Source organism: Collinsella sp. CLA-AA-H302, from assembly GCF_040093305.1.
Taxonomy (GTDB): domain Bacteria; phylum Actinomycetota; class Coriobacteriia; order Coriobacteriales; family Coriobacteriaceae; genus Collinsella.
This window is the reverse complement of record NZ_JBBNJW010000005.1, coordinates 67,165-86,961: the sequence shown is the minus strand read 5'-3', so window position 1 is coordinate 86,961 and position 19,797 is coordinate 67,165. Positions and strand designations below refer to the sequence as shown.

Sequence of the window (19,797 nt, the reverse complement as noted above, 5' to 3'; positions counted from 1 at the left end):
GGCCGCTCGTGAGCAAGCAGTGTTTGTCGCAGGCGTTGTTATTTCGCAAACAGGTTCTTGAGGTTGAACTCGGCCTGGACGGTACGGAGCATGAGGTCGGTGTCGTCGAGGCCCAGGTGCTGCTCGTTGGCGTCGGCGGCGAGGGTGCCACGGCGGCGCGCCCAGTTCTCGAGCGCAGCGGGCGCGGACTCGCGGGGGAGCGAGCGCACGTCGGCGTCTAGGCTGCGGCAGATCTGGCGCGAGTCGATGACGACGATCTTGCCTGCGCGGCGTGCCTCGGCGTAACCGTCCAGATGAATTTTGAACCAGCTGTCCTCGAAGGCGGCATTGTGTGCCATGTACGGGTACTTCTTCATGAGCTTGAGCAGCTGCTTCTGCAGCTCCTTGTTCTCGCGGAACGGCTTTTTGCCGTCGATGTCGTCCCAGGTGATGTGATGGATGTTCGATAGCGGTACATCCTCGCCGCGGTAGATGTCGGGCAGGCCGCAGTAGTGTGCTTCGGCGTCATGCGGCACGGCGTCGCTGGTGAGATCCATGATCTCCCAGCCCACGTTGATGATATAGCCGCGCTCGGGTGCACGGCCGGTGGTCTCGATGTCGATACCGAGCACGGTGCCCTGGATGGGCTTGCGGGCGTAGGCCACGCCGAGCGCGTCGCGGTCGCCGCGGATCTCGCGCATGACCGATGCGGCGGTACGCTTTTGCATCTTACCGATGGCGGCGCAGGTGTCGGCATCGGACAGGCCGCGCGAAAGCGTCGCGGGTGTCACGTTGCGCAGGCGTGCCTCGCCAATCTGGTCGCACAGGTCGCGGTTGCGGTCAGCCAGGTCGCGCACGGTGGCAAAGTCGAAACCGGGGTCGCCCTCGGCGGTAAAGTACTCGGTTTCGAGCACCTTAAGGGCCTCCTCGCCCTTCTGGCGCTCGGACTCCATGGCGCCGTGATCGCCATAGATAAACATGGGGATAAACGGTTGGCGTTCGTATTCGATTGCTTGCGAAACGTTCATAGGCTGCTCCTTGGACGGGCCGCGTCGTGCGGCTCGGGGTTACTGAGTTGTGGCGAGATGATAGTTTACCATGGGCAACTATTGGCACCGCGCCCGGGACAACTACAATACCCTAGTTGACCGCTAGGACTTTTACAATGTTGCCGAAAGACACGAAAGGTTCCATCCGTCATGGATTTACTGATTGATATTCTGCTCGACGCCGGTAAGGACACGCTCTCGCTGGTGCCGTTTTTGTTGGTGACGTATCTGGCCCTCGAGACGCTGGAGCATGTGGCGGGCGACCGCGTCAACGGCGCCATCAAACGCGCGGGCGCCGCCGGCCCCGTGGTTGGCTCGTTGTTGGGCATGGTGCCGCAGTGCGGATTTTCGGCCATGGCAGCAACGCTGTACGCCGGCCGTGTGGTGACGCTGGGAACGTTGGTGGCGGTGTTCCTCTCGACCTCCGATGAGATGCTGCCACTGTTGCTTGCCGAGCAGGTTCCCGTGCAGACTATGGCGATGCTTTTGGCTTCGAAAGCGCTGATCGCGCTGGTCACGGGCTTTATCGTGGACGCCGCCACTCGCGGCCTGCGTCGTAACGCTCGCGCGCATGCGGCGATTCGCCGTACCGTGCTGGGAACCGCGGCCAACCCGGCCCACGTGAACTGCGCGCACGACGACCACACTGGTGGTGACATCATCGACGAGGTGGCCGAGGCGGGCGTGAGCGCCGACCACATCCACGAGTTATGCGAGCGCGACCATTGCGGTTGCGATGATGATGAAGATGAACATGAGCGCGACCACGGACACAGCCATGATCACGGTCACACGGGCGAGCATGAGCACCACCACGGCCACAGCCACGACCACTCTCACGAGGGTGCGCCCGTTCTGTCGATTATTCGCAGTGCGATCTCGCACACCATACAGGTATCGGTATTCATTTTCCTGGTGACGCTGATTCTGGTCGCCGTGCTCGAGACCTTTGGCGAGTCCGCAATCGAGCAGTTCCTGCGCGGTAACGAGACGCTTGCGGTCTTGGGCTCGGCGCTTGTCGGCCTGATTCCCAACTGCTCGGCCAGCGTCGTCATCACGCAGCTGTATCTGGAAGGCGCGCTGCAGCTGGCACCGATGCTCGCCGGCACGCTTATCTCCGCCGGCGTGGGCTACCTGGTGCTGTTCCGCACCAACCGCAGCGCCCGCGAAAACGTCGTGTTCCTGATCATGATGTACGTCATCGGCGCGGGCTGGGGTCTTATCCTTTCTGCCTTTGGCCTCTAAGTAGATTTTTGGGGCATGCCTTAAAATCTACCATCATGACCTGGGCATTTCTCGAACACAAAGCAAAAAGGTAGATTTTAGGCATGTCCCAAAAATCTACCTTGTTTAGCGTAACAGCTCGGCAAGGTTGCGCTTAAAGCGGGCGCGGTCTTCGCTGGTGAAGGCTGCCGGACCGCGGGTGCGTCCGCCGGCGCGGCGCACCTTCTTTTCCTCATGGCGAATAAACAGCTGCATGTCGATGGTCGCTTTATCGTAGACGCGCCCGCGCACGCCGATGGCGGCGGCATCGCGTCCGAGCACCATGCTCGCCAGGCCTATGTCCTGTGTCACGACTACGTCGCCAGCCTGCAGGCGCTCGATAATGGCAAAGTCGGCGCTATCGGCTCCCACACTCACATCGAGCGTCGTGACCCAAAAGCCCCGACGCGCATGCTCGGCGTCGCGCGGATCGTCGCGGCGAATGTGGCGTTCCAGGTTCTGCGTGCTGTTGCCGGCGATAACGACGGCAACGCCCGCCCTCCGCGCGCAGTCGATCGACTCGCGCGTGACCGGGCAGGCGTCGGCATCAATAAAGAGTGTCCTTGGCATCTAGTGCACCAGTTTGCCAAATTGAATAGCGCGAACAATCAGCGTCACGCCAAACACTAGCAGCGCGGCACCGCTAAAGATGACGAGCATCTTGGCCGACCACAGCGGATAGATAAACACGAACATGCCCGCGATGATGGAGAGCGCACCGCTCAGGATGGCGAGGGCGCGGTTGGCGGAAAGCTCGGATTCCAGAATCGACATGACGCCCTCGACGATCCAGCCAAAGCCGGCGACGACCACCACAAGCGTGGTGAGCGTCGCGGTCGAGAAGGCCTGGTTGCGCAGGATTATGACGCCGCCCAGAATGATGAGCAGGTTGGAGATGATGCTCGTTACGCGCCAGCCGGCGGGCAGCAGCGGCTCAAAAATGGCGGTGAACAGCCTAATGGCTGCCGTGATAATAAAGTAGAAGCCCAGGACGGTCGTCAGGAAGATGAGGGACTTGGCGGGCGCAAACAGCAGCGCGATGCCGGCGATGAGCGCGATGACACCCGTGATGGCGTAGATCCAGCGTACGGCCTTGATTGCCTTGCCTGCCATGCTTTTCTCGTCAAATCCAAACAGGTTCGACTGCTGGCCATCGTTCTTAAAGATGCCCATGAGGTCTCCTTTCCGTGCGGCGTTTGCCGTGATTGTTGTTTTTTTTGCGGCGTATGCCGCAGTTGCTGCAACAAGTATCGCCCAAGGGCGCCGGCGCGTGGGACGGGGAGGGCGAATTGCCGCCTCATCTTCCCGAATTGTTACTTTTGTCCCCATTTTAACGGGGAGTATTCAACAGCTGTGGAACATTATGCCGTCGAGTGTAATTGCCTACGTTTTAGGTTAGATTTTCCTAAGGACAATTGGCTTGTATTGGGGGTCCCTATGAACGAAGCAGTTCCCGAGGCACCGTCGAGTGTCGAATCGATGGCAAAGCAAGGTTGCGAAAAGCTCGGTCTGGAAGCGTTTGATGCGCTGGTCCGTCGTGCCCGCACGTGCCGCCGTTTTGACGAGTCCATGCGCGTGCCGCGCGAGTTTTTGCTCGAGCTGGCGGAACTGGCGCGCCTGGCTCCCTGCGGCGCCAATGCTCAGCGTCTGCGTTTTCACGTGGTGAGCGGTGCCGAGGATTGCGCGCGTGTATTTGACGAGCTCGCATGGGCAGGCGCACTTAAGGATTGGCCGGGTCCTGCCGAGGGCGAGCGCCCGACCGGCTATATCGCGATTCTGGCCGAGCGCGCCGTTCCGGGCAAGCCCGCCGCTCCCATTACCGAGGTCGACACGGGCATTGCCGCGCAGACGATGATGCTCGCCGCCCGCAGCGCCACGCCCGAGGTGGCAGCCTGCATGTTCAAGGCTTTTACGCCCCACGCGATCGATGCCATGGGGTTCGATAACGACAAGTATGAGCTCAAGCTGATCATGGCGTTTGGCGTTCCGGCCGAGACGCAGGTGATCGATGCGATCGATTCCAACCCCGACGGCTCCATCAATTATTGGCGCGACGAGGCGCAGGTGCACCACGTACCCAAGCGTCCGCTTGCCGACGTGCTGCTGTAGTTGTGCGTCGTTGCGGTGCAATCCGGCGGCAAAATCACCACAAAGGCTCCTGTCCCCTTTGTGGTGGTACGAGGGGAGGGTGTGTGGCAGATCTGTATTTGGTGCGGCATGGGCAGACTGAGCTCAATGTGCAGAGCATTTTGCAGGGCTGGCGCGATTCGCCGCTTACGGCGCGCGGGCGCGAGCAGGCGCTGACGGCGCGTACGGCGTTTGCGGCGCGTGGCGTGGCCTTTGATCATGTGTATTCCTCGCCGTTGGGCCGGGCGCGGCATACGGCCGAGCTTATCGTTGGCGAGGGCCGTTCCATTGAGCTGGTCGATGACCTGCGTGAGTGGCATTTTGGCTCGCTGGAGGGCACATCAAATCGCGAGATGCCGCCGCAGCCCTGGGGCGATTATCCGGTGGCCTTTGGCGGCGAGTCGGAAGTGCGGCTTCAGTCGCGCATGGTCGCGGCGCTGTCCCGCATCATGGCCAGGCCGCAGCACGACTGCGTGCTGGCGGTTTCCCACGGCTCAGCCTGCCAGGAGTTTCTTGAGTATGTGACTGGCGGGGGAGAGCTACCCGACAACGGTGCCGTGCTTCATTTTGGCTATTGCGACGGGGCGTTTTCGCTCTTGGGTTGGTAACGAACGAAAGGACCCCTATGAATAAAGATCTGTATCTGGTCCGTCATGGACAGACGATATTCAACCTTAAGCGTATCATTCAGGGGTGGAGTGACTCGCCGCTTACGCGGTTGGGTTGCGACCAGGCGGCGCGCGCCGGCATGTTTTTACGTGCGCGCGGCATTGAGCCCGATCATGCCTACACCTCTACGCTTCATCGCACCGAGCAGACTATCGCCAACTTGTGGCCGGGCTTGGCGTACGAGCGCCTGGACGGCCTGCGTGAGTGGTTCTTTGGCGACTTTGAGGCCGAGCGCGTGATGCTTATGCCCGAGCGCCCGTGGCGCGACTTCTATCGGCAGTTTGGCGGCGAGGGCCAGATCCAGGTGCGCACGCGCATGGTGGCGACGCTGACCGATCTTATGCAGCGTCCGGACCATACGTGCGTGCTCGCGGTAAGTCATGGCTCAGCTATCAAGGAGTTTTTGGACCACGTGCGGGGCGCGGCGGCCGACGAGCGCGAACGCGTGCCGGGCAACTGCTCAGTGCTGCATTTTGCGTTTGACGATGCGGTCGATACGTTTGAACTGGTCGAAGTCTTTACGCAGGAAGACTACGCGCGCGAGCTGGGGCTAGAGCCGCTCGTGGCGGCGGCAGGTCCGCAGCGTGGATAACGCTGACGTTGCGGCCCGGTTTACCGGCGTAATTGTTTGATGCGAAAAGGGCGGAGGTGCATGCGTTTGCTGCATCTCCGCCCCTTGTTTGTTTGGATGCTGGGTTTTCCAGCTTAGCGTTTGAGTTCGCTAGAACCGTGAGACCTGGTGAGTGAGCAGACCCGTCGGAACCTGCGGCGCGCTGCCGCTGACCTGCGCGGCGGGGAACAGCACGGCTACAGCAAAGTTGAACGGCTCTTTGCCAGAGTAGGCGCCGGCAGCGCGGGCCTCGTCGGCCAGAATCTGCGATGCCCCAGCCAGTGCGGCGACATAGGCGGAGTCACCGGCGAACACCGGGTCGGGCGCCTGATCGAGCATGGCACGGATGGCGGCAACGGCGTCCTCGCGCTTGACCTCCCACACGCGATGTGTGACGCCCGCGGGATCGGTGACGGCGTAGAGCGATGCGCCCTCTTTGGCAGCGCTCAAAATGATATCCATGACGGGCGAGGCCTCGTAAGCGAGCGACACGGGACGAGGCTGAACTTTGAGTTCGGCGATCGCGTGCGCAGCGGCGGCCACGTCAGCGCTGGCATCGCCCTTGCCGCCCGCAAGTACACTCGTCGGGCAAATCGCCACGACGCCCGTCACGCGTCCCAGCTCTCCCGAACACTCGTACACGTAATACGCCGCGCCTGGATCCTTGAGCATCAGGCCATCGGCAATGGCTCCGCGCAGAGCATCGTTGCCGTTCAGGATGCTGCCCATTGCAGGCAGCGCCTCGAGCACGCGGTCCTGAGCCGGGCGGATGCAGGGAAACGGAAGTGCTTTCATGGGCGGTCCTAACGCGCGAGTCGGTTTGTTCGCGGCTTATTATGCCCCAACTTGGCTATCCGCGCCCCAGAGTGTATTGTCGGCGAGCGCGATCAGCACCTGTTGGCAGCGAACGATGTCGGCGTGGGGCACATATTCGTTGGGCTTGTGCGCGAGCGCGAGCGACCCGGGGCCATAGCTCATGCAGTTGCGGTTTCCCGTCTTGCCGGCAATGACGGCAGTGTCGGTGTAGCCGGTAAAGAAGCCGACGGTCGTGTCCGTGCCCGTCACATCGTCTGCTGCGCACTTGAGCGCAGCTAGAAGGGGAGAGGCCGGATCGCGCTCGATGGCGGGGCGGTCGCCTGTCACGGTATAGCTTCCATGGCAGCCTGGGACCGCGGCTTCGGCGGCGACAATGGCCTGCTCTACCATGCGCGTCGCGGCGGCCGTATCGGTCGGCGGGGTCAGGCGCATATCGACCCAGACCTTAGCGTGGTCGGGCACGACATAGGGGCGGTAGCCGCCCTCGATCTGTCCAAACGTGATGGTCGATGGCCCCAGCTCCTCATGTAAAGGCAGCGTCGCAAACGTGCGACGAAGCGAGCACACGACCTCGGCTATGGCGGCGACGGCGTCGGCGCCCTTCCAAGGCTGGCTTGCATGAGCCGTGACGCCGGCCATCTCGATCTCGAACCACGTGCGACCCTTGTGCGCCACCTGGATCTGCCCGTCGGTGGGCTCGGTGTCCAGCACCCATTCGCGCGAGCCGACCCAGCCGGCATCGATCGCGGCCTCTGAGCCGCGCATGAAGTCTTCCTCGTCGACCGAGCAGATGAGCGAAAAGCCGCGGCGTGGCAGCGCGCCATCCGCCGCCACGCGCTCGAGCGTATGGACCAGTGCGGCAATGGCGCAGGCCAGGCCACCCTTCATATCGCAGGCACCGCGGCCATAGAGTTTATCGTCACGCACGATTGCTCCGAGCGGCGGAATGCCTGTATCCCAGCCGTCGCCCAAGGTGACGGTATCCATGTGGCAGATATAGACCAGCCGCGGCTCGTCGCTCACGCCCGGTATGGTAATCATAAGGTTGCGGCGTCCGGGGAGCACCTCGAGTTCCTCAACCTGCACGGCATGGAGCACCGGATGACTCAACCGCTCCAGCTGAGCCTCAACCAGCGCTTTGATATACCGCTCAATTTCATCCTCATACGCGCCCGGGTCTGAGCTGTCGATCCGCACGAGCTCCTGCGCAAGCCGCCAGGCAAAGTCCTCATCAACCATATGCAACCTCACAATCAGTTTGCTTTCCAAACCGATTGTAAGCCTCCTGAGAGATCCGCGACGTGGGCGTGGCAGTATTTACCGTTCGCAGGCCGAGCCAGCGCGTTTGCCGTCCGAGCGGGTTCACAAGCGACGCAGCGGGTACGTACCCTTCATGGACGACATGCTGTGCGACATATCTGCCTTTCGGTATCACCGGATACCTCCACAGGTTTTGGCGATAATGCCGGACCTGCCCGATTCTGCGGACGATCCGCGCAGGGAGCACCTATGTGAGCATCCGCTCGTCACGCATTTCCTGGGCACCCCGTTACACGTGTTGGCGCAGGGCAGCTGCGGACGTAAGGGCGATCGCATTGTCAGGCATGTTTGGAACGGGGAGAGGCCGTTTGATTCCGTGCGGCAGACGGAGTTTGGCCTCGATGTTGCGTCCCCACTCTTTACCCTGCTGACCCTGGCTTCCTCGGTCTCAAACGAGCGTCTAATCATGTGCATGTATGAGATGTGCGGCACCTTTGCCGTGTGCAAGATTGCACCTCAGGTAAAGTCGGCACTTGAGCAGGCATACGGGGGCCGGTGGGGTGACGCACGGTCGGGCTGGGAAAACGTAAAGGATGTCTCGGGGAATCCAACGGACTTGTGGAAACGACCTCCCTTGATCGAGCTCTCTGAGCTTACAGAGTTCGTCGATAAGGTCCGGGGGCTCCGCGGCGCTAAATCGTTCATACGAGCCGCGAAATGCATTACGGGGGTGGCAGCATCGCCGCTCGAGGTCCAGGCTTCGATGCTGTTTGGCCTTACGAGGTTGCGCGGCGGCGAAGGGCTGAGCCTTACCAATAACGTTGAGATTCGTATGACGCGCAGCGCCCGCCTGATTTCGGGGCTTGATAGGCGCTATGCCGATATCCTGCTGGCAAATAAGGACGGCAGCAGAGAGTGTCTGGTTGAATGCCAAGGTAAAGCCATTCACGGATCCATAGAATCCAAGATTTCGGACTCCGATCGAACGACGGCGCTGCAAGCGATGGGATATCCCGTCATTCTGATGACCTATGGTCAGCTGGCCGACTCCGATGCCTTCCGCGTGGTGATGGAGCTCATCATGGCCTATCTCGATGTGCCGCTGAAAGACAAGACGCCGCGACAGCAGGAGCTCGAACGGCGGCTTCGTGAGGAGATTTTTATCGATTGGGCAGGAATGTAGCCGCGCGGGTGGAAAACGGTCGCGCGGACTAGAGTTTTGGTCACAAAAAGACTTATATTTCGCCTTGGAGGGGCCTTAAAAATGCTATCTAGAATAAGTTGTTTCGGAAAATGGACAGTCAACTTACATTCGGCACATAGAGATCGATTTTTACCTACTAAAGTCCCTGATAAAGCTGTTTATCAAAGCGGGTGTGCTTAGCGACTTGAGCCTCACTATCGATTATCTGAAAAAACTTATTCTGGGTATCATTTTAAAGTCGTCCGGAGCAACAAAATCGGCCCCCGTTTCGTGAAAACGGGGGCCGAATGGGCTTCATGGCCTGCCTGGCAGGCTTGGCACCGGCGCTATTTGATCACACGCACGCGATACATCGACGGAATCTGCTTGAGAGCCTCGATGGTGCTGCTGTCCAGGTGCTCGTCGGTGTCGAACATAGTGTAGGCGTTCTCGCCAGCGGACTCGTTGGTCATGCGCTGCACGTTGGCGTTGTCCTTGGCGAGAATGGCCGTGATCTGGCCGATCATGTTGGGCACGTTGGCATGCAGGCAGGCAATGCGGCTTGCGGCGCGCGCCTTGCCCATGCTGCAGGCGGGGTAGTTGACGCTGTGCGCGATGTTGCCGTTTTCCAGGTAATCCTTGAGCTCGCTGATGGCCATGTCGGCGCAGTTGGCCTCGGCCTCGCCGGTGCCGGCGCCCGAATGCGTGGTGATAAACGTGTTGGGCATCTTGACGGTCTTGGGCGTGGCAAAGTCGCAGCTAAACCAGCTGAGCTTGCCCGCGCGCAGGGCGGCGTCGACGGCGTCCTCGTCAATGATGGTCTCGCGCGCGTAGTTGATGAGCACGGCGTCCGGGGCCAGCAGGTCGATCTGCTCGGTGCTGATCATGCCGATGGTATCGGCCTTGCTGGGCACGTGCACGGTGAGGTAGTCGCAGCCGCGGCACAGATCCTCGAGCGTGCCCACGCGCTGCACCTCGCGGCTCAGCACCCACGCGTGCTCGACGGAAATGAACGGATCGTAGCCGTAAACGTCCATGCCCAGGTCGACACAGGCGTTGGCGACCTTGGAGCCCACGTTGCCCAGACCGATGACGCCGATGCGCTTGCCCTTGAGCTCGCGGCCCACAAAGGCCTTCTTGGCCTTTTCGGCATCGACCTGAATCTCGGGGTCGTCGGCGTTGTCGCGCACCCAGTTCATCGACTGTACTACGCCGCGGCTCGAGAGCACCAGCATGCCCAGGACGAGCTCCTTGACGGCATTGCTATTGGCGCCGGGGGAGTTAAAGACGACGACGCCCTTCTTGGCGTACTCCTCGACGGGGATGTTGTTGACGCCGGCGCCACAGCGGGCGATAGCGCGGATGCCCTCGGGCAGCTCGTAGCCGTGCAGGTCGGTGGAACGCATCAGGATGGCGTCGGCCTCCTCGGCGGTGCCCACAAACTCGTAGCCCTCGCCAAACTCGACTTTGCCGTCCTTGGTGATGTCGTCGATGGTCTTAATCTTGCGCATGGAAAACTCCTTAGCAGGTTTGGTTTAAACAGGTGGTTTGAAGTGGCTAGTCGTCCGCGCGTTGCGGGCTAGTTAGATCGCGGACTCAAACTATGCTGTGCTTCGAAGTCCTTCATGTACGCTGCCAGTGCCTGCACGTCGTCCATAGTCACAGCGTTGTAGACGCTGGCGCGCATGCCGCCTACCAGGCGATGGCCCTTGACGTTTTGAATCTGGTGCTCGGCCGCGCCCGCGACAAAGGCGGCGTCGAGGTCGGCATCGCCGGTGCGGAAGGTGACGTTGGCGATGGAGCGGCTGTCGGCCTGCGTGGTGCCATGGAACAGCTCGCTGTGCTCGAGCAGGTCGTAGAGCAGGTTGGCCTTGGCCCAGTTGCGCTCGGCCATGGCGGCAAGTCCGCCGGTCTGCTCAACCCAACGGAACACCTTGCCGCACACGTAGATGCCAAAAGTGTTGGGCGTGTTGAGCATGGAGCCCTTGGCGGCCTGGGTCTTAAGGTCCAGGTACTGCGGCGTCTGCGCAAAGGCGGGGCCTTTGGCGATGAGGTCGTCGCGCACGATGACCACGGTTACGCCCGCGGCACCGGCGTTTTTCTGCGCGCCGGCGTAGATGAGCCCGTAGCGTTCAACGTCGAGTGGCTGCGACAGAAAGCAGCTCGAGACATCGGCGACCAGCGGCACATCGCCGCAGTTGGGCAGCTCGTGGTACATGGTGCCAAAGATGGTGTTGTTCTGGCAGATGTAGACGTAGTCGAGCCCGTCGCCCGCGGCCTCGGCGGCAATGCGCGCGTTGATGTCGGCCATGGTGGGAATGCGGTCGAAATTGGTGTCCTCGGAGCTCGCGAGCAGAACGGCCTCGCCGTACTTGGCGGCCTCCTTGTACGCTTTCTTGGCAAAGTTGCCGGTCACGACGTAACCGGCGCGGCCGCCGCGCATGAGGTTCATGGGGATGCCCGCAAACTGCAGCGTGGCGCCGCCCTGCAAAAACAGGACACGGTAGTTGTCGGGGATGCTCAGCAGGCGACGCAAGGTTGCCTCGGCGTCATCGATGATCTGCTGGTACATGCTAGATCGATGGCTCATCTCGAGCACGGACATGCCGCAACCGCGGTAGTCCATCATCTCGTCGGCGATCTCGGCAAGCACGCTGGTAGGCAGTGCGGCCGGGCCTGCTGAGAAGTTGTGCACACGTGCCATCTTCTAGGTCCCCCTCGTTGTCGTTTGAACGTTCGGGATACTTTAGCACAGTGGAGCGCCAGGCGCGACCGCATCACGGTAAAACTCGAGTGCGCTGCTATGATTTACAGGATGGTTACATGGGGGAGGGTTAATAACCCTATGCTGATTGTATTTGCCAGCCATTGGGCCTAAAACGTACGAACGGCACCTCAAGTTTTGGCTGGGGGCTGTCGGGCACTTTGTCTGCCCAGGTGGGGTAGCCGCGCGTTTATCTGGCAAGTGTGATTTGGGGCGATCTCGTCAAAGCAGCTGAGCTGCGAAAAAAACCGTTAACCGGATTTAATTTTGTTGCTCAACATTTGACACGCTGGGCGTGGTAACTTTTTTACCAACAGGTATGATTATTGTCATGTGCGCCGCGCCTGCCTACCGGGCTGCGGCGCACTTATGACAGCCTCTGACACCCTTGGAGCGTGCACTGTGGATGTAACCACAAAAACCGTTCGGGGGGGGGGTGCTCACCCGCGAGCAATTCCTCCCGTATGAGATGCGCATCGTCGCTGGCCTGCGTACGCAGGGCGCAAGCGACGAGCAGGTCATTGTACGCGTAAAGAGCGATAACCTCTTTCAATATCCCACGGAGCGCATGGTCGCTAACCGCGCGACCGTGTGCCTTCGCCGCCTCGACGCCATGGTGCCCACGGACGCCGCATGCGCCGCGCGCGGCATCGACCCCAATACCGCCGTCGAGGCCGCATCATCCCTAACCAGCCTTATGGCATCCGGCACTCCCACGCAGGCGGACCAGACCATCTTCTACAGCATGATCTGCCGCTACGACATCGTGCGCGAGCTCGTGCTCGTCGAGGTAGGGGAGCGCCTGCAAAACTTTGATTATGCCTTTACGGCGGTTGACCTCAACGCCTTTATGACGCGCTTTACCACGGAGTATCCGGACGCCGCCCGCTGGACCGAGTCCACGGTCACGCGCATCAAAGGCTCGCTTCGTCAGACGCTCCGCCATGCCGGCCTTATCGGCGAGGGCATGGGTCCGGAGTCCGAACGCCTTTCCCCGCTCTTCCTCGATCCCGATGTTGAGCAGGCTCTGGTGCAGCTGGGCGAGCAGCCGCTTATCGCGGCCCTTACCGGCAGGGTGGTGATGTAGCGTGGCTCCCGTCAACAGCGCCGCCGAACCTGCTATCACCCCGGCGACCGATCTCACCACCAATATCGGCATCCATTCCCGTAAGAGCGTCGTGGCGGCGCATGTCCGCTCCGAGCACGCCCGTCAGGAATTTGAGCGACGCGCGCAGCTTCTGCGCGAGTGCCTGTGCAGCGAGGACTTTTTGGCCAACAAGGGCATAGGCAATGAGATCGGCTTCCACACCTTTTGCTATGACCCCGCGCTGGAGTTTGAAGCGCGTGCATTATTTGACGCCCTTTCACGCGATGCCGAGGCCGACAAGCTTCCGTGCACGCTCAAGGTCGTGAACCTCTACGACGCCGTGCTGGCAATTCTCGAAAAGCGCCGTGTCCTTAAGGCCATCCCACGCCAAGAGGAGCGCCGCGGTACCCAGCGCGTGCTCGAGGACGTGGCCAAGTTCGCCTCGCCCGAGAAAGTCGCCGCGTACATCCTTGAGCAGACCGAGCCGCACGCGCCTGGAGACGTCGTTCTCCTCACCGGCGCGGGCGAGGTTTTCCCGTTCTTTCGCATACACACGCTTCTCCACTGCATGCTTGCGGATTTTGATGAGGTGCCTGTGATCGCTGCCTATCCGGGCAGCTTCAACGGCTCTTCTTTCCAACTCTTTAACCGTCTGCCTGCCGATAACTACTACCGCGCCATCGATATCTCGTAAGCACGGCTCCCCGCAGATAAGGCCCTGCCACCGGTAATAACCCTTTGCCATAACGTTCCCAAACCCAAAGGAGCACCCATGGACAACACGATCATTCGCGACCTCTTTGCAAAAGACATCAACCGCTCCATCAATGGCGTGGTCAAGGTCCAGGATTCAAAAGATGGGTCCATCCGCCAGGAGCTTGACGAGTACGTGGTGACGCGCGAGTTGCAGAGGCACTTTGCCACGTTCTTCAAGGCCTACGGCGATGCCATCGATGCGCGCACCGACAAGATCGGCGTGTGGATCAGTGGTTTCTTCGGTTCCGGTAAATCGCACTTCCTCAAGATGCTGAGCTACCTGCTCGAGAATCGCCAGATCGGCGGCAAGAGCGCCATCCGCTACTTTGACGGCAAGATCGTCGACCCCATGGTCGCGGCTGCCATGGAGCGCGCCTGCTCGGTGCCCACGCAGGCCATCCTCTTTAACATCGATAGCAAGGCGGGCCAGTGGAAGCAAGGCGATACGGCTCCCACGGCGCTGCTTCGCGGCTTTGAGCGCATGTTCTACGAGGCGCGCGGCTTCTACGGCGAGGACCTCAAGCTTGCAAAACTCGAGGACTACATCGATTCCCTGGGTAAAACCCAGGAGTTCCGCGAGGCCTTTGAGCGCGTCAACGGCGAGTCCTGGCTCCAGGCCCGCGACACCTACAGCTACTTTGAGGACGACGTCGTCGAGGTGCTGCAGAGCGTGCTCGGCATGAGCGAAAAGGCCGCATGGAACTGGCTCGAGGGTTCTGAGGACGAGGTTTTGGCCCCCGATGTCTTTGCCAAAAAGGTCAAGGACTACGTGGACGCTCAGGCAGCGGCCCACGGCGGCAACTTCCGTTTGCTCTTTATGGTCGATGAGGTGGGTCAGTTTATTACAAACGACCAGGACCCAAGCCTTATGCTGAGCCTTCAGACCATCGTCGAGGAGCTGGGTGCCGCCTGCGGTGGCCGCGTGTGGGTGATGGTCACGAGCCAGGAGGCCATCGACAACCTGAGTCTGCCCGTGGGCAACGACTTTTCAAAGATTCAAGGCCGCTTCAATACCCGCCTTTCGCTTTCTAGTTCCAGCGTGGACGAGGTCATCCAGCGCCGTGTGCTCGAGAAGACCGCGCCGGCGGCCGATATGCTTGCACGGGTCTACGAGCAAGACACCGCCGTGCTCAAAAACAACTTTACCTTTGAGGGTGGCTCGCGCTCCGACCTTGCCGGCTACGCCAACTCCAAGGATTTTGTGGCCAGCTACCCGTTTGTGGGCTATCAGTTTAAGCTCCTGCCCGACGTGATGACCGAGGTGCGCAAGCACGGTGTCAAGGCCAAGCACATGTCCACGGGCGAGCGCTCCATGCTGAGCGCATTCCAGGAGAGCGCTCAGGTCATCCAGCATGACCAGACCGGTGCGCTCGTGCCGTTCTGGCGCTTCTTCGACACTATCTCCAAAGATCTTGAGCACGGCATCAGCCAGGTGGTTGACCGCGCGGTCCGTGCGGCCGAGAACGCGGAGGGCCTTGAACCCTACGACGTTCAGGTGCTCAAGCTCCTGTACCTGATTCGTTACATCGGCTACGTCAAGGCCACGGTCGAGAACATCTCCATCCTCATGATCGATAGCCTCGACGTGGACAAGCGCGCCCTCAAGGACCGCGTCAAGGAATCCCTCGTCCGTTTGGAGCGCGAGAACTACGTGTCACGCCAGGGCGATACCTATAGCTTCCTCACCGACGAGGAGCAGGAGATAGCGCAGGAGATCGCACGCACCCCGATCGACAACGCACAGGTGATCGAGTCTATCAAAAAGCGCCTGTTCGACAGCATCTACACCGCGCGCAAGCTCAACCGCGGGGCCAACGACTTCCCGTTTGACCGCTATGTGGACGGCTCAATCCACGGTACCAGCATGGGCGGGATGGAGCTTTACGTGGCGACTATGGCGAGCGACCTGGGCCGTGCGGACGATACCGAGCTGGCCTTGGCTTCTTCGGGCAAAGCCATCGTGGCCTTGAGTGACGAGGCGGATTATTGGGAGACGCTCGTCAGCGCCGCCAAGATCCGCAAGTACGCCAAGACGCGAAATCTCCAGGAGCTTCAGCTGAGTACGCGCCAGATCGTCGAGTCCAAGATGCGCGAGGCGGCCTATAACGAGAAGGAGGCCGATACCCTTTTGAGCGAGGCCGTGCTCCATGCACGTTGTGCAGTCAACGGCCGCATGGTTGAGGTCCGCGCGGCCAAGCCCGCCCAGGTCTTTGAGCAGGTGCTGGCGCAGCTGTGCGATGTAGTCTTTGAAAAGGCCGACTATATCGGCGCGCCGGTCACGAGCGATTCCGATATCCGCTCCACTCTGGCGGGCAACGTCCAGGCGGGGCTCGCTGGCATGAACGCGGGTAACACACGTGCGCTCAAGGAGGTTGAGGACTACCTCAAAGTTCAGCACCAGCGCCACCTGGATACCGCTATGGGCGATATCCAGCGCCAGTACCAGCAAAGGCCCTTTGGCTGGCGCGAGGTCGATATCGCAAATGTGGTGGCGCAGCTTGTGGTGGAGCAGCGCGCGCAGGTGCTGTTTGGCGGTCAGACGGTTCAAGCTAACGACAGCCGCATGGTGGCACTCCTGCGCAAGGATGCCGATAAGGCCCAGGTGCGCTTGCGCGTGCGCATGAACGACCGTTTGCTGAGCGGTGCGGGTGAGCTCATGCGCGACCTGTTTGATCTCAAGACCGTGCCCTCCAACGAGGATAAGCTCGTGGCCGAGCTCAAGGAGCGCCTTGAGGACTTGCGTGAGGTGTGCGTCGCCATGGCACGCGACTACTACACGGGCATCAAGCCGGCCTACCCGTATCCCGGTGAGGACGAGTGCGAGAAGATGCGCTCGGAGGTGGCCGACGTCCTTAAGGACCAGAGCGAGGCCGAGGCGTTCTTGACCACGTTCACCAAGCATGAGGAGCGTTTGCTCGCTGCCAAGGAAGACTTTGATAAGGTGGTTGAGTTCTTCGAGTCCAACCAGCGAACAGCGTTTGACCACGCCAAGGATTTCTTGAGCCGCACCGAGGGTATCGAGTATGCCTCCGATGACATTCCCAGCGCGGTTGAGAATGTGGCAAAGGTGCGTGAGGTTCTCAAAGATCCCAAGCCCTACGGCCGCATTAAAGACCTGCAGCCGCTTATGGATCCCGTCGAGGACGACATGAAAAAGCTGCTGGGCATCCGCCGCAATGAGTTTTTGTGCCGAATCGAGAGCGATCTGCAAGACCTGCAGGCACAGGCTGAGAGTCAAAAGGGCTTTGTCAATCAAGCCAAGGATGCCATAGCAGACGCCGGCGCCAAATACGAGTCGTTCAAAAACCGTGCCCACAGTGCTCAAAGCCTCAACGAGCTGAGTGTTGCCGCGACTAACTGGGCCAACTGGCTCAGCGCAGCAACCAACGGGATGTACGACGCTGTGGATGCGGCCCGCATGCGTATGGACAACGAGCGCCGCACCACCGAGGTCACGAGTACGGGTGAGGTGGTCAAGAAGATCTCCAACAAGGCCGTTGCGTCGTCAGCACCCACGCCTGCACCCGTGCCCCAGCGCAAGATCAAGACTGTGCGCCGCGCCGATCTGGCCAAGCCGAGTCGTCTCTTGTCCGCAGGGGACGTGGAGCGCTACGTGGAGGACCTGCGCTCCCGCCTTATGCAGGCGCTCGCTGCAAACGACGAGATCCGTATCAACTAACCCGCGGAGCCACCGGTGCCAAAGCGCGCACCGGTGGCTTATGGCGTTTAGAAAGGCTCATCAACCATGAACGATTCTGCTCTTAAGAGCTTCTGCACCTGGGCCCGTACGGAGCTCATCAAAGGCGTGGAGGCGCAGATGGTGCGCTACGGTATCACCGAACCTGCACCCGCGCCCGTTGGGTCCGAGACCGTTAGCGGCCTGCCCCTAAGTCCGGCTGAGATTGAGCAACGCGACGAACTGCTGCGCATGCAGGCAGAGGTGGGTCACGAGGTGCTGCGCGACCGTGCGGCCTACACCTGGTTCAACCGCATCGTGGCCATTCGCTTTATGGATGCACGCGGATGGCTTCCCAGCCGCATGCGCATGCTAAGTCGTGCGGACGGCAGCCATGGCAGCGAGGCCGTGGAGAACGCACTGGACGTGGAGATAGCGACGGCCGATACCGATCGCATAGCCGAGCTCAAGATGGCGGGCTTGGATGAACCGCTGTGGCGCTACCTGTTTGTTGCTCAGTGCGAGGAGCTTGCCGATTGCCTACCGGGCGTCTTTGAACGCGTGGGCGGAGCCATGGAGCTGCTGTTGCCCCAGGGCCTCATGATGTCCGACGGCGTGGTGGGCAAGCTCAATGCCGTCCTCACTGACGAGGACTGGCGCAAGGGCGTGACCGTTCTGGGCTGGATGTATCAGTACTACAACGCTGACGTTAAAGACGAGTTCTTCAAGTCCAAGCGCAAGGCAGCGGCGGCGGACATCGCGCCCGCCACGCAGCTCTTCACCCCCGAGTGGATCGTGCGTTACATGGTCGAGAACTCGCTCGGCCGTCTGTGGATGCTCAATAACCCGGGGAGTTCGCTGCGCGAGCGCATGGAATATTACATCGAGCCCGATGCTGAGCACGAGGACTTCATACGCATCTCGAGCCCCGAGGAGATAACCCTCTGTGACCCCGCATGCGGCTCGGGCCATATCCTGGTCTATGCGTTCGAATTGCTCTTCCATATGTACGAGGAGCGCGGCTATCGTGAGCGCGAAATTCCCGAGCTCATTCTTACTAAAAACCTCGCTGGCATGGAGATCGATCCCCGTGCAGCGCAGATCGCGGAACTGGCGCTTGCCATGTGCGCCCGCGAGCACGATCGTCGCTTTTTCAAGCGCGCCGTGCGCGCCGACGTTACCGTGCTCTCGAGCATCCCGCTGGGAGAGGACGAGCTCCCGGGCAACAAGAAACTCGCCGAGGAACTGAGTCATTTGGGCGAGATTGGCTCGCTGCTCAATCCTTCAGAGGACGAGATCGACGAGCTCAAGGCTGCCGCCGCGAGTTGTTCCGATGACCTTTTTGCCGCTACGGCCAAAACTAAGCTCGAAAGCGCTGCCGCCATCTGCGAGAAGCTGTCCCGTCGTTTTACCTGCACCGTTGCGAATCCTCCGTATATGGGCAGCAGCAGCTTTAATCCATTCATGAGCAAGTGGGTCAAGAGAAATTATCCCGACGTGAAGAGTGACCTGTTCTCTTCGTTCATCGTGCGCATTATGGACTTTGCTGGCGAGCACGGCGAAGTCGGAATGATGACTCCATTTGTTTGGATGTTTATCGGTAGCTACGAGAAGCTTCGAAATAGGCTTATCGATGACAAGACCCTAACCACGCTCATTCAGCTCGAGTATTCTGGCTTTGCAGGGGCAACCGTGCCCATCTGCACGTTTACCTATCACAATTCGCATATCGATGGTTATAAAGGCGGATACGTTCGTCTTGCCGATTTTACTGGCCCCGCGGTTCAGGCTCCCAAGGCGCTGGAGGCCATCCAAAACCCCGACTGTGGCTGGTTCTACCGCCGCAACGCCGACACCTTCAAACAAATCCCCGGCACCCCCATAGCCTACTGGGCCAGCGACGCCCTTCTGGATGCGTTTGCGAATAGGGAAAAACTTGGCTTGCTTGCCAAGCCGCAGGTCGGTTTGCAGACAAGCGATAACGATCGTTTTTTGCGCTATTGGTTTGAATGCTCTCTTGGGGACATGAGTGTCGCTTGTGACTCTGCTGAATCCAGTTTGAGCCTGGATGCAAAATGGTATCCGCACAATAAGGGTGGTTCCTTTAGGAAATGGTATGGCAACAGGGATCACGTTATCGAATATGCCAAGAATGGCCGCTCTCTTTCCGCGGCACCCGGTGCATCCAGGATAAAGGATTCAATAGCCTTCTTATCATGCATCACGTATTCAAGAATTACATCTGGGCAGATTGCATTTAGAATACAGCCTTCCGGGTCCTTGTTTGACTCTGCGGCCGTGGCCATGTTTCCTCCTGTCCGCGATATGAAGTACTTGCTTGGATTGCTCAACTCATCCGTTGTTGCAACGGCAACGTCCTTCCTTGTCCCCACGTTAAATGCCCAACCCGGCGATATCGCCAAGCTTCCTATCGCTATTGAGCCTGCTGAGCATGGGGCGGTTGATGGTTTGGTGGATTATTGTCTGAGCATTTCAAGGCTAGATTGCGACTCGTTTGAAGCCTCCTGGGATTTCAAACGCAACCCTTTGGTGTAGAG

The 19,797-nt window shown here is 60.3% G+C and carries 16 protein-coding genes; 9 read left to right on the top strand and 7 right to left on the bottom strand.

The window, feature by feature from the left end; translation table 11 throughout:
• Nucleotides 1–38 precede the first annotated feature (38 nt).
• On the bottom strand, nt 39–1,007 hold the full coding sequence (locus AAAV21_RS05090; RefSeq protein WP_349107913.1) for a 3'-5' exonuclease: 969 nt from the start codon (nt 1,005–1,007) through the stop codon (nt 39–41).
• Between the two features lie 171 nt (nt 1,008–1,178).
• On the opposite strand from AAAV21_RS05090, the gene AAAV21_RS05085 reads away from it, so the two are divergent.
• Complete coding sequence (locus AAAV21_RS05085; RefSeq protein ID WP_349107911.1) at nt 1,179–2,273, top strand: putative manganese transporter; 1,095 nt, start codon at nt 1,179–1,181, stop codon at nt 2,271–2,273.
• Nucleotides 2,274–2,378: 105 nt separating this feature from the next.
• Here the strand turns inward: AAAV21_RS05085 and AAAV21_RS05080 are convergent, their stop codons facing one another.
• Nucleotides 2,379–2,861, bottom strand: coding sequence for a DUF188 domain-containing protein (locus AAAV21_RS05080; protein WP_349107909.1), 483 nt, complete (start codon nt 2,859–2,861; stop codon nt 2,379–2,381).
• Nucleotides 2,862–3,464, bottom strand: coding sequence for a DUF308 domain-containing protein (locus AAAV21_RS05075; RefSeq protein ID WP_349107907.1), 603 nt, complete (start codon nt 3,462–3,464; stop codon nt 2,862–2,864).
• Nucleotides 3,465–3,728: 264 nt separating this feature from the next.
• Here AAAV21_RS05075 and AAAV21_RS05070 point away from each other — a divergent pair, with 264 nt between their 5' ends.
• The 3 genes from AAAV21_RS05070 (at nt 3,729) to AAAV21_RS05060 (ending at nt 5,679) form a co-directional block, all read left to right on the top strand.
• Nucleotides 3,729–4,400, top strand: coding sequence for a nitroreductase family protein (locus AAAV21_RS05070; protein ID WP_349107905.1), 672 nt, complete (start codon nt 3,729–3,731; stop codon nt 4,398–4,400).
• Between the two features lie 83 nt (nt 4,401–4,483).
• On the top strand, nt 4,484–5,026 hold the full coding sequence (locus AAAV21_RS05065; protein ID WP_349107902.1) for a histidine phosphatase family protein: 543 nt from the start codon (nt 4,484–4,486) through the stop codon (nt 5,024–5,026).
• 17 nt (nt 5,027–5,043) lie between these two features.
• Nucleotides 5,044–5,679 (top strand): histidine phosphatase family protein, encoded by a 636-nt coding sequence (locus AAAV21_RS05060; RefSeq protein WP_349107900.1) that lies wholly within the window; start codon nt 5,044–5,046, stop codon nt 5,677–5,679.
• A gap of 129 nt (nt 5,680–5,808) precedes the next feature.
• Here AAAV21_RS05060 and AAAV21_RS05055 read toward each other — a convergent pair whose 3' ends face one another.
• Together AAAV21_RS05055 and AAAV21_RS05050 are read right to left on the bottom strand one after the other, a co-directional pair.
• Entirely contained in the window at nt 5,809–6,492 is a 684-nt protein-coding gene (locus AAAV21_RS05055) for a DUF1015 family protein (RefSeq protein WP_349107898.1), read from the bottom strand.
• Between the two features lie 39 nt (nt 6,493–6,531).
• On the bottom strand, nt 6,532–7,752 hold the full coding sequence (locus AAAV21_RS05050) for a M20 family metallopeptidase (protein WP_349107897.1): 1,221 nt from the start codon (nt 7,750–7,752) through the stop codon (nt 6,532–6,534).
• Between the two features lie 223 nt (nt 7,753–7,975).
• Here AAAV21_RS05050 and AAAV21_RS05045 point away from each other — a divergent pair, with 223 nt between their 5' ends.
• Nucleotides 7,976–8,956, top strand: coding sequence for a hypothetical protein (locus AAAV21_RS05045; RefSeq protein WP_349107895.1), 981 nt, complete (start codon nt 7,976–7,978; stop codon nt 8,954–8,956).
• Between the two features lie 347 nt (nt 8,957–9,303).
• Here AAAV21_RS05045 and AAAV21_RS05040 read toward each other — a convergent pair whose 3' ends face one another.
• A complete protein-coding gene (locus AAAV21_RS05040) occupies nt 9,304–10,467 on the bottom strand; it encodes a phosphoglycerate dehydrogenase (protein ID WP_349107893.1) in 1,164 nt (387 codons plus the stop codon).
• 68 nt (nt 10,468–10,535) lie between these two features.
• Nucleotides 10,536–11,660, bottom strand: coding sequence for a 3-phosphoserine/phosphohydroxythreonine transaminase (serC, locus tag AAAV21_RS05035; RefSeq protein ID WP_349107890.1), 1,125 nt, complete (start codon nt 11,658–11,660; stop codon nt 10,536–10,538).
• Nucleotides 11,661–12,156: 496 nt separating this feature from the next.
• On the opposite strand from serC, the gene AAAV21_RS05030 reads away from it, so the two are divergent.
• From AAAV21_RS05030 to pglX, 4 genes are all read left to right on the top strand, one after another.
• Nucleotides 12,157–12,807 (top strand): DUF1819 family protein, encoded by a 651-nt coding sequence (locus AAAV21_RS05030; protein ID WP_349107888.1) that lies wholly within the window; start codon nt 12,157–12,159, stop codon nt 12,805–12,807.
• Between the two features lies 1 nt (nt 12,808).
• Nucleotides 12,809–13,501, top strand: a complete 693-nt coding sequence (locus tag AAAV21_RS05025) for a DUF1788 domain-containing protein (protein WP_118079629.1) — start codon at nt 12,809–12,811, stop codon at nt 13,499–13,501.
• 78 nt (nt 13,502–13,579) lie between these two features.
• Nucleotides 13,580–17,242, top strand: a complete 3,663-nt coding sequence (gene brxC / locus AAAV21_RS05020) for a BREX system P-loop protein BrxC (RefSeq protein ID WP_349107885.1) — start codon at nt 13,580–13,582, stop codon at nt 17,240–17,242.
• A gap of 66 nt (nt 17,243–17,308) precedes the next feature.
• Nucleotides 17,309–19,795 (top strand): BREX-1 system adenine-specific DNA-methyltransferase PglX, encoded by a 2,487-nt coding sequence (gene pglX / locus AAAV21_RS05015; RefSeq protein ID WP_349107882.1) that lies wholly within the window; start codon nt 17,309–17,311, stop codon nt 19,793–19,795.
• The last annotated feature ends 2 nt before the right edge of the window (nt 19,796–19,797 follow it).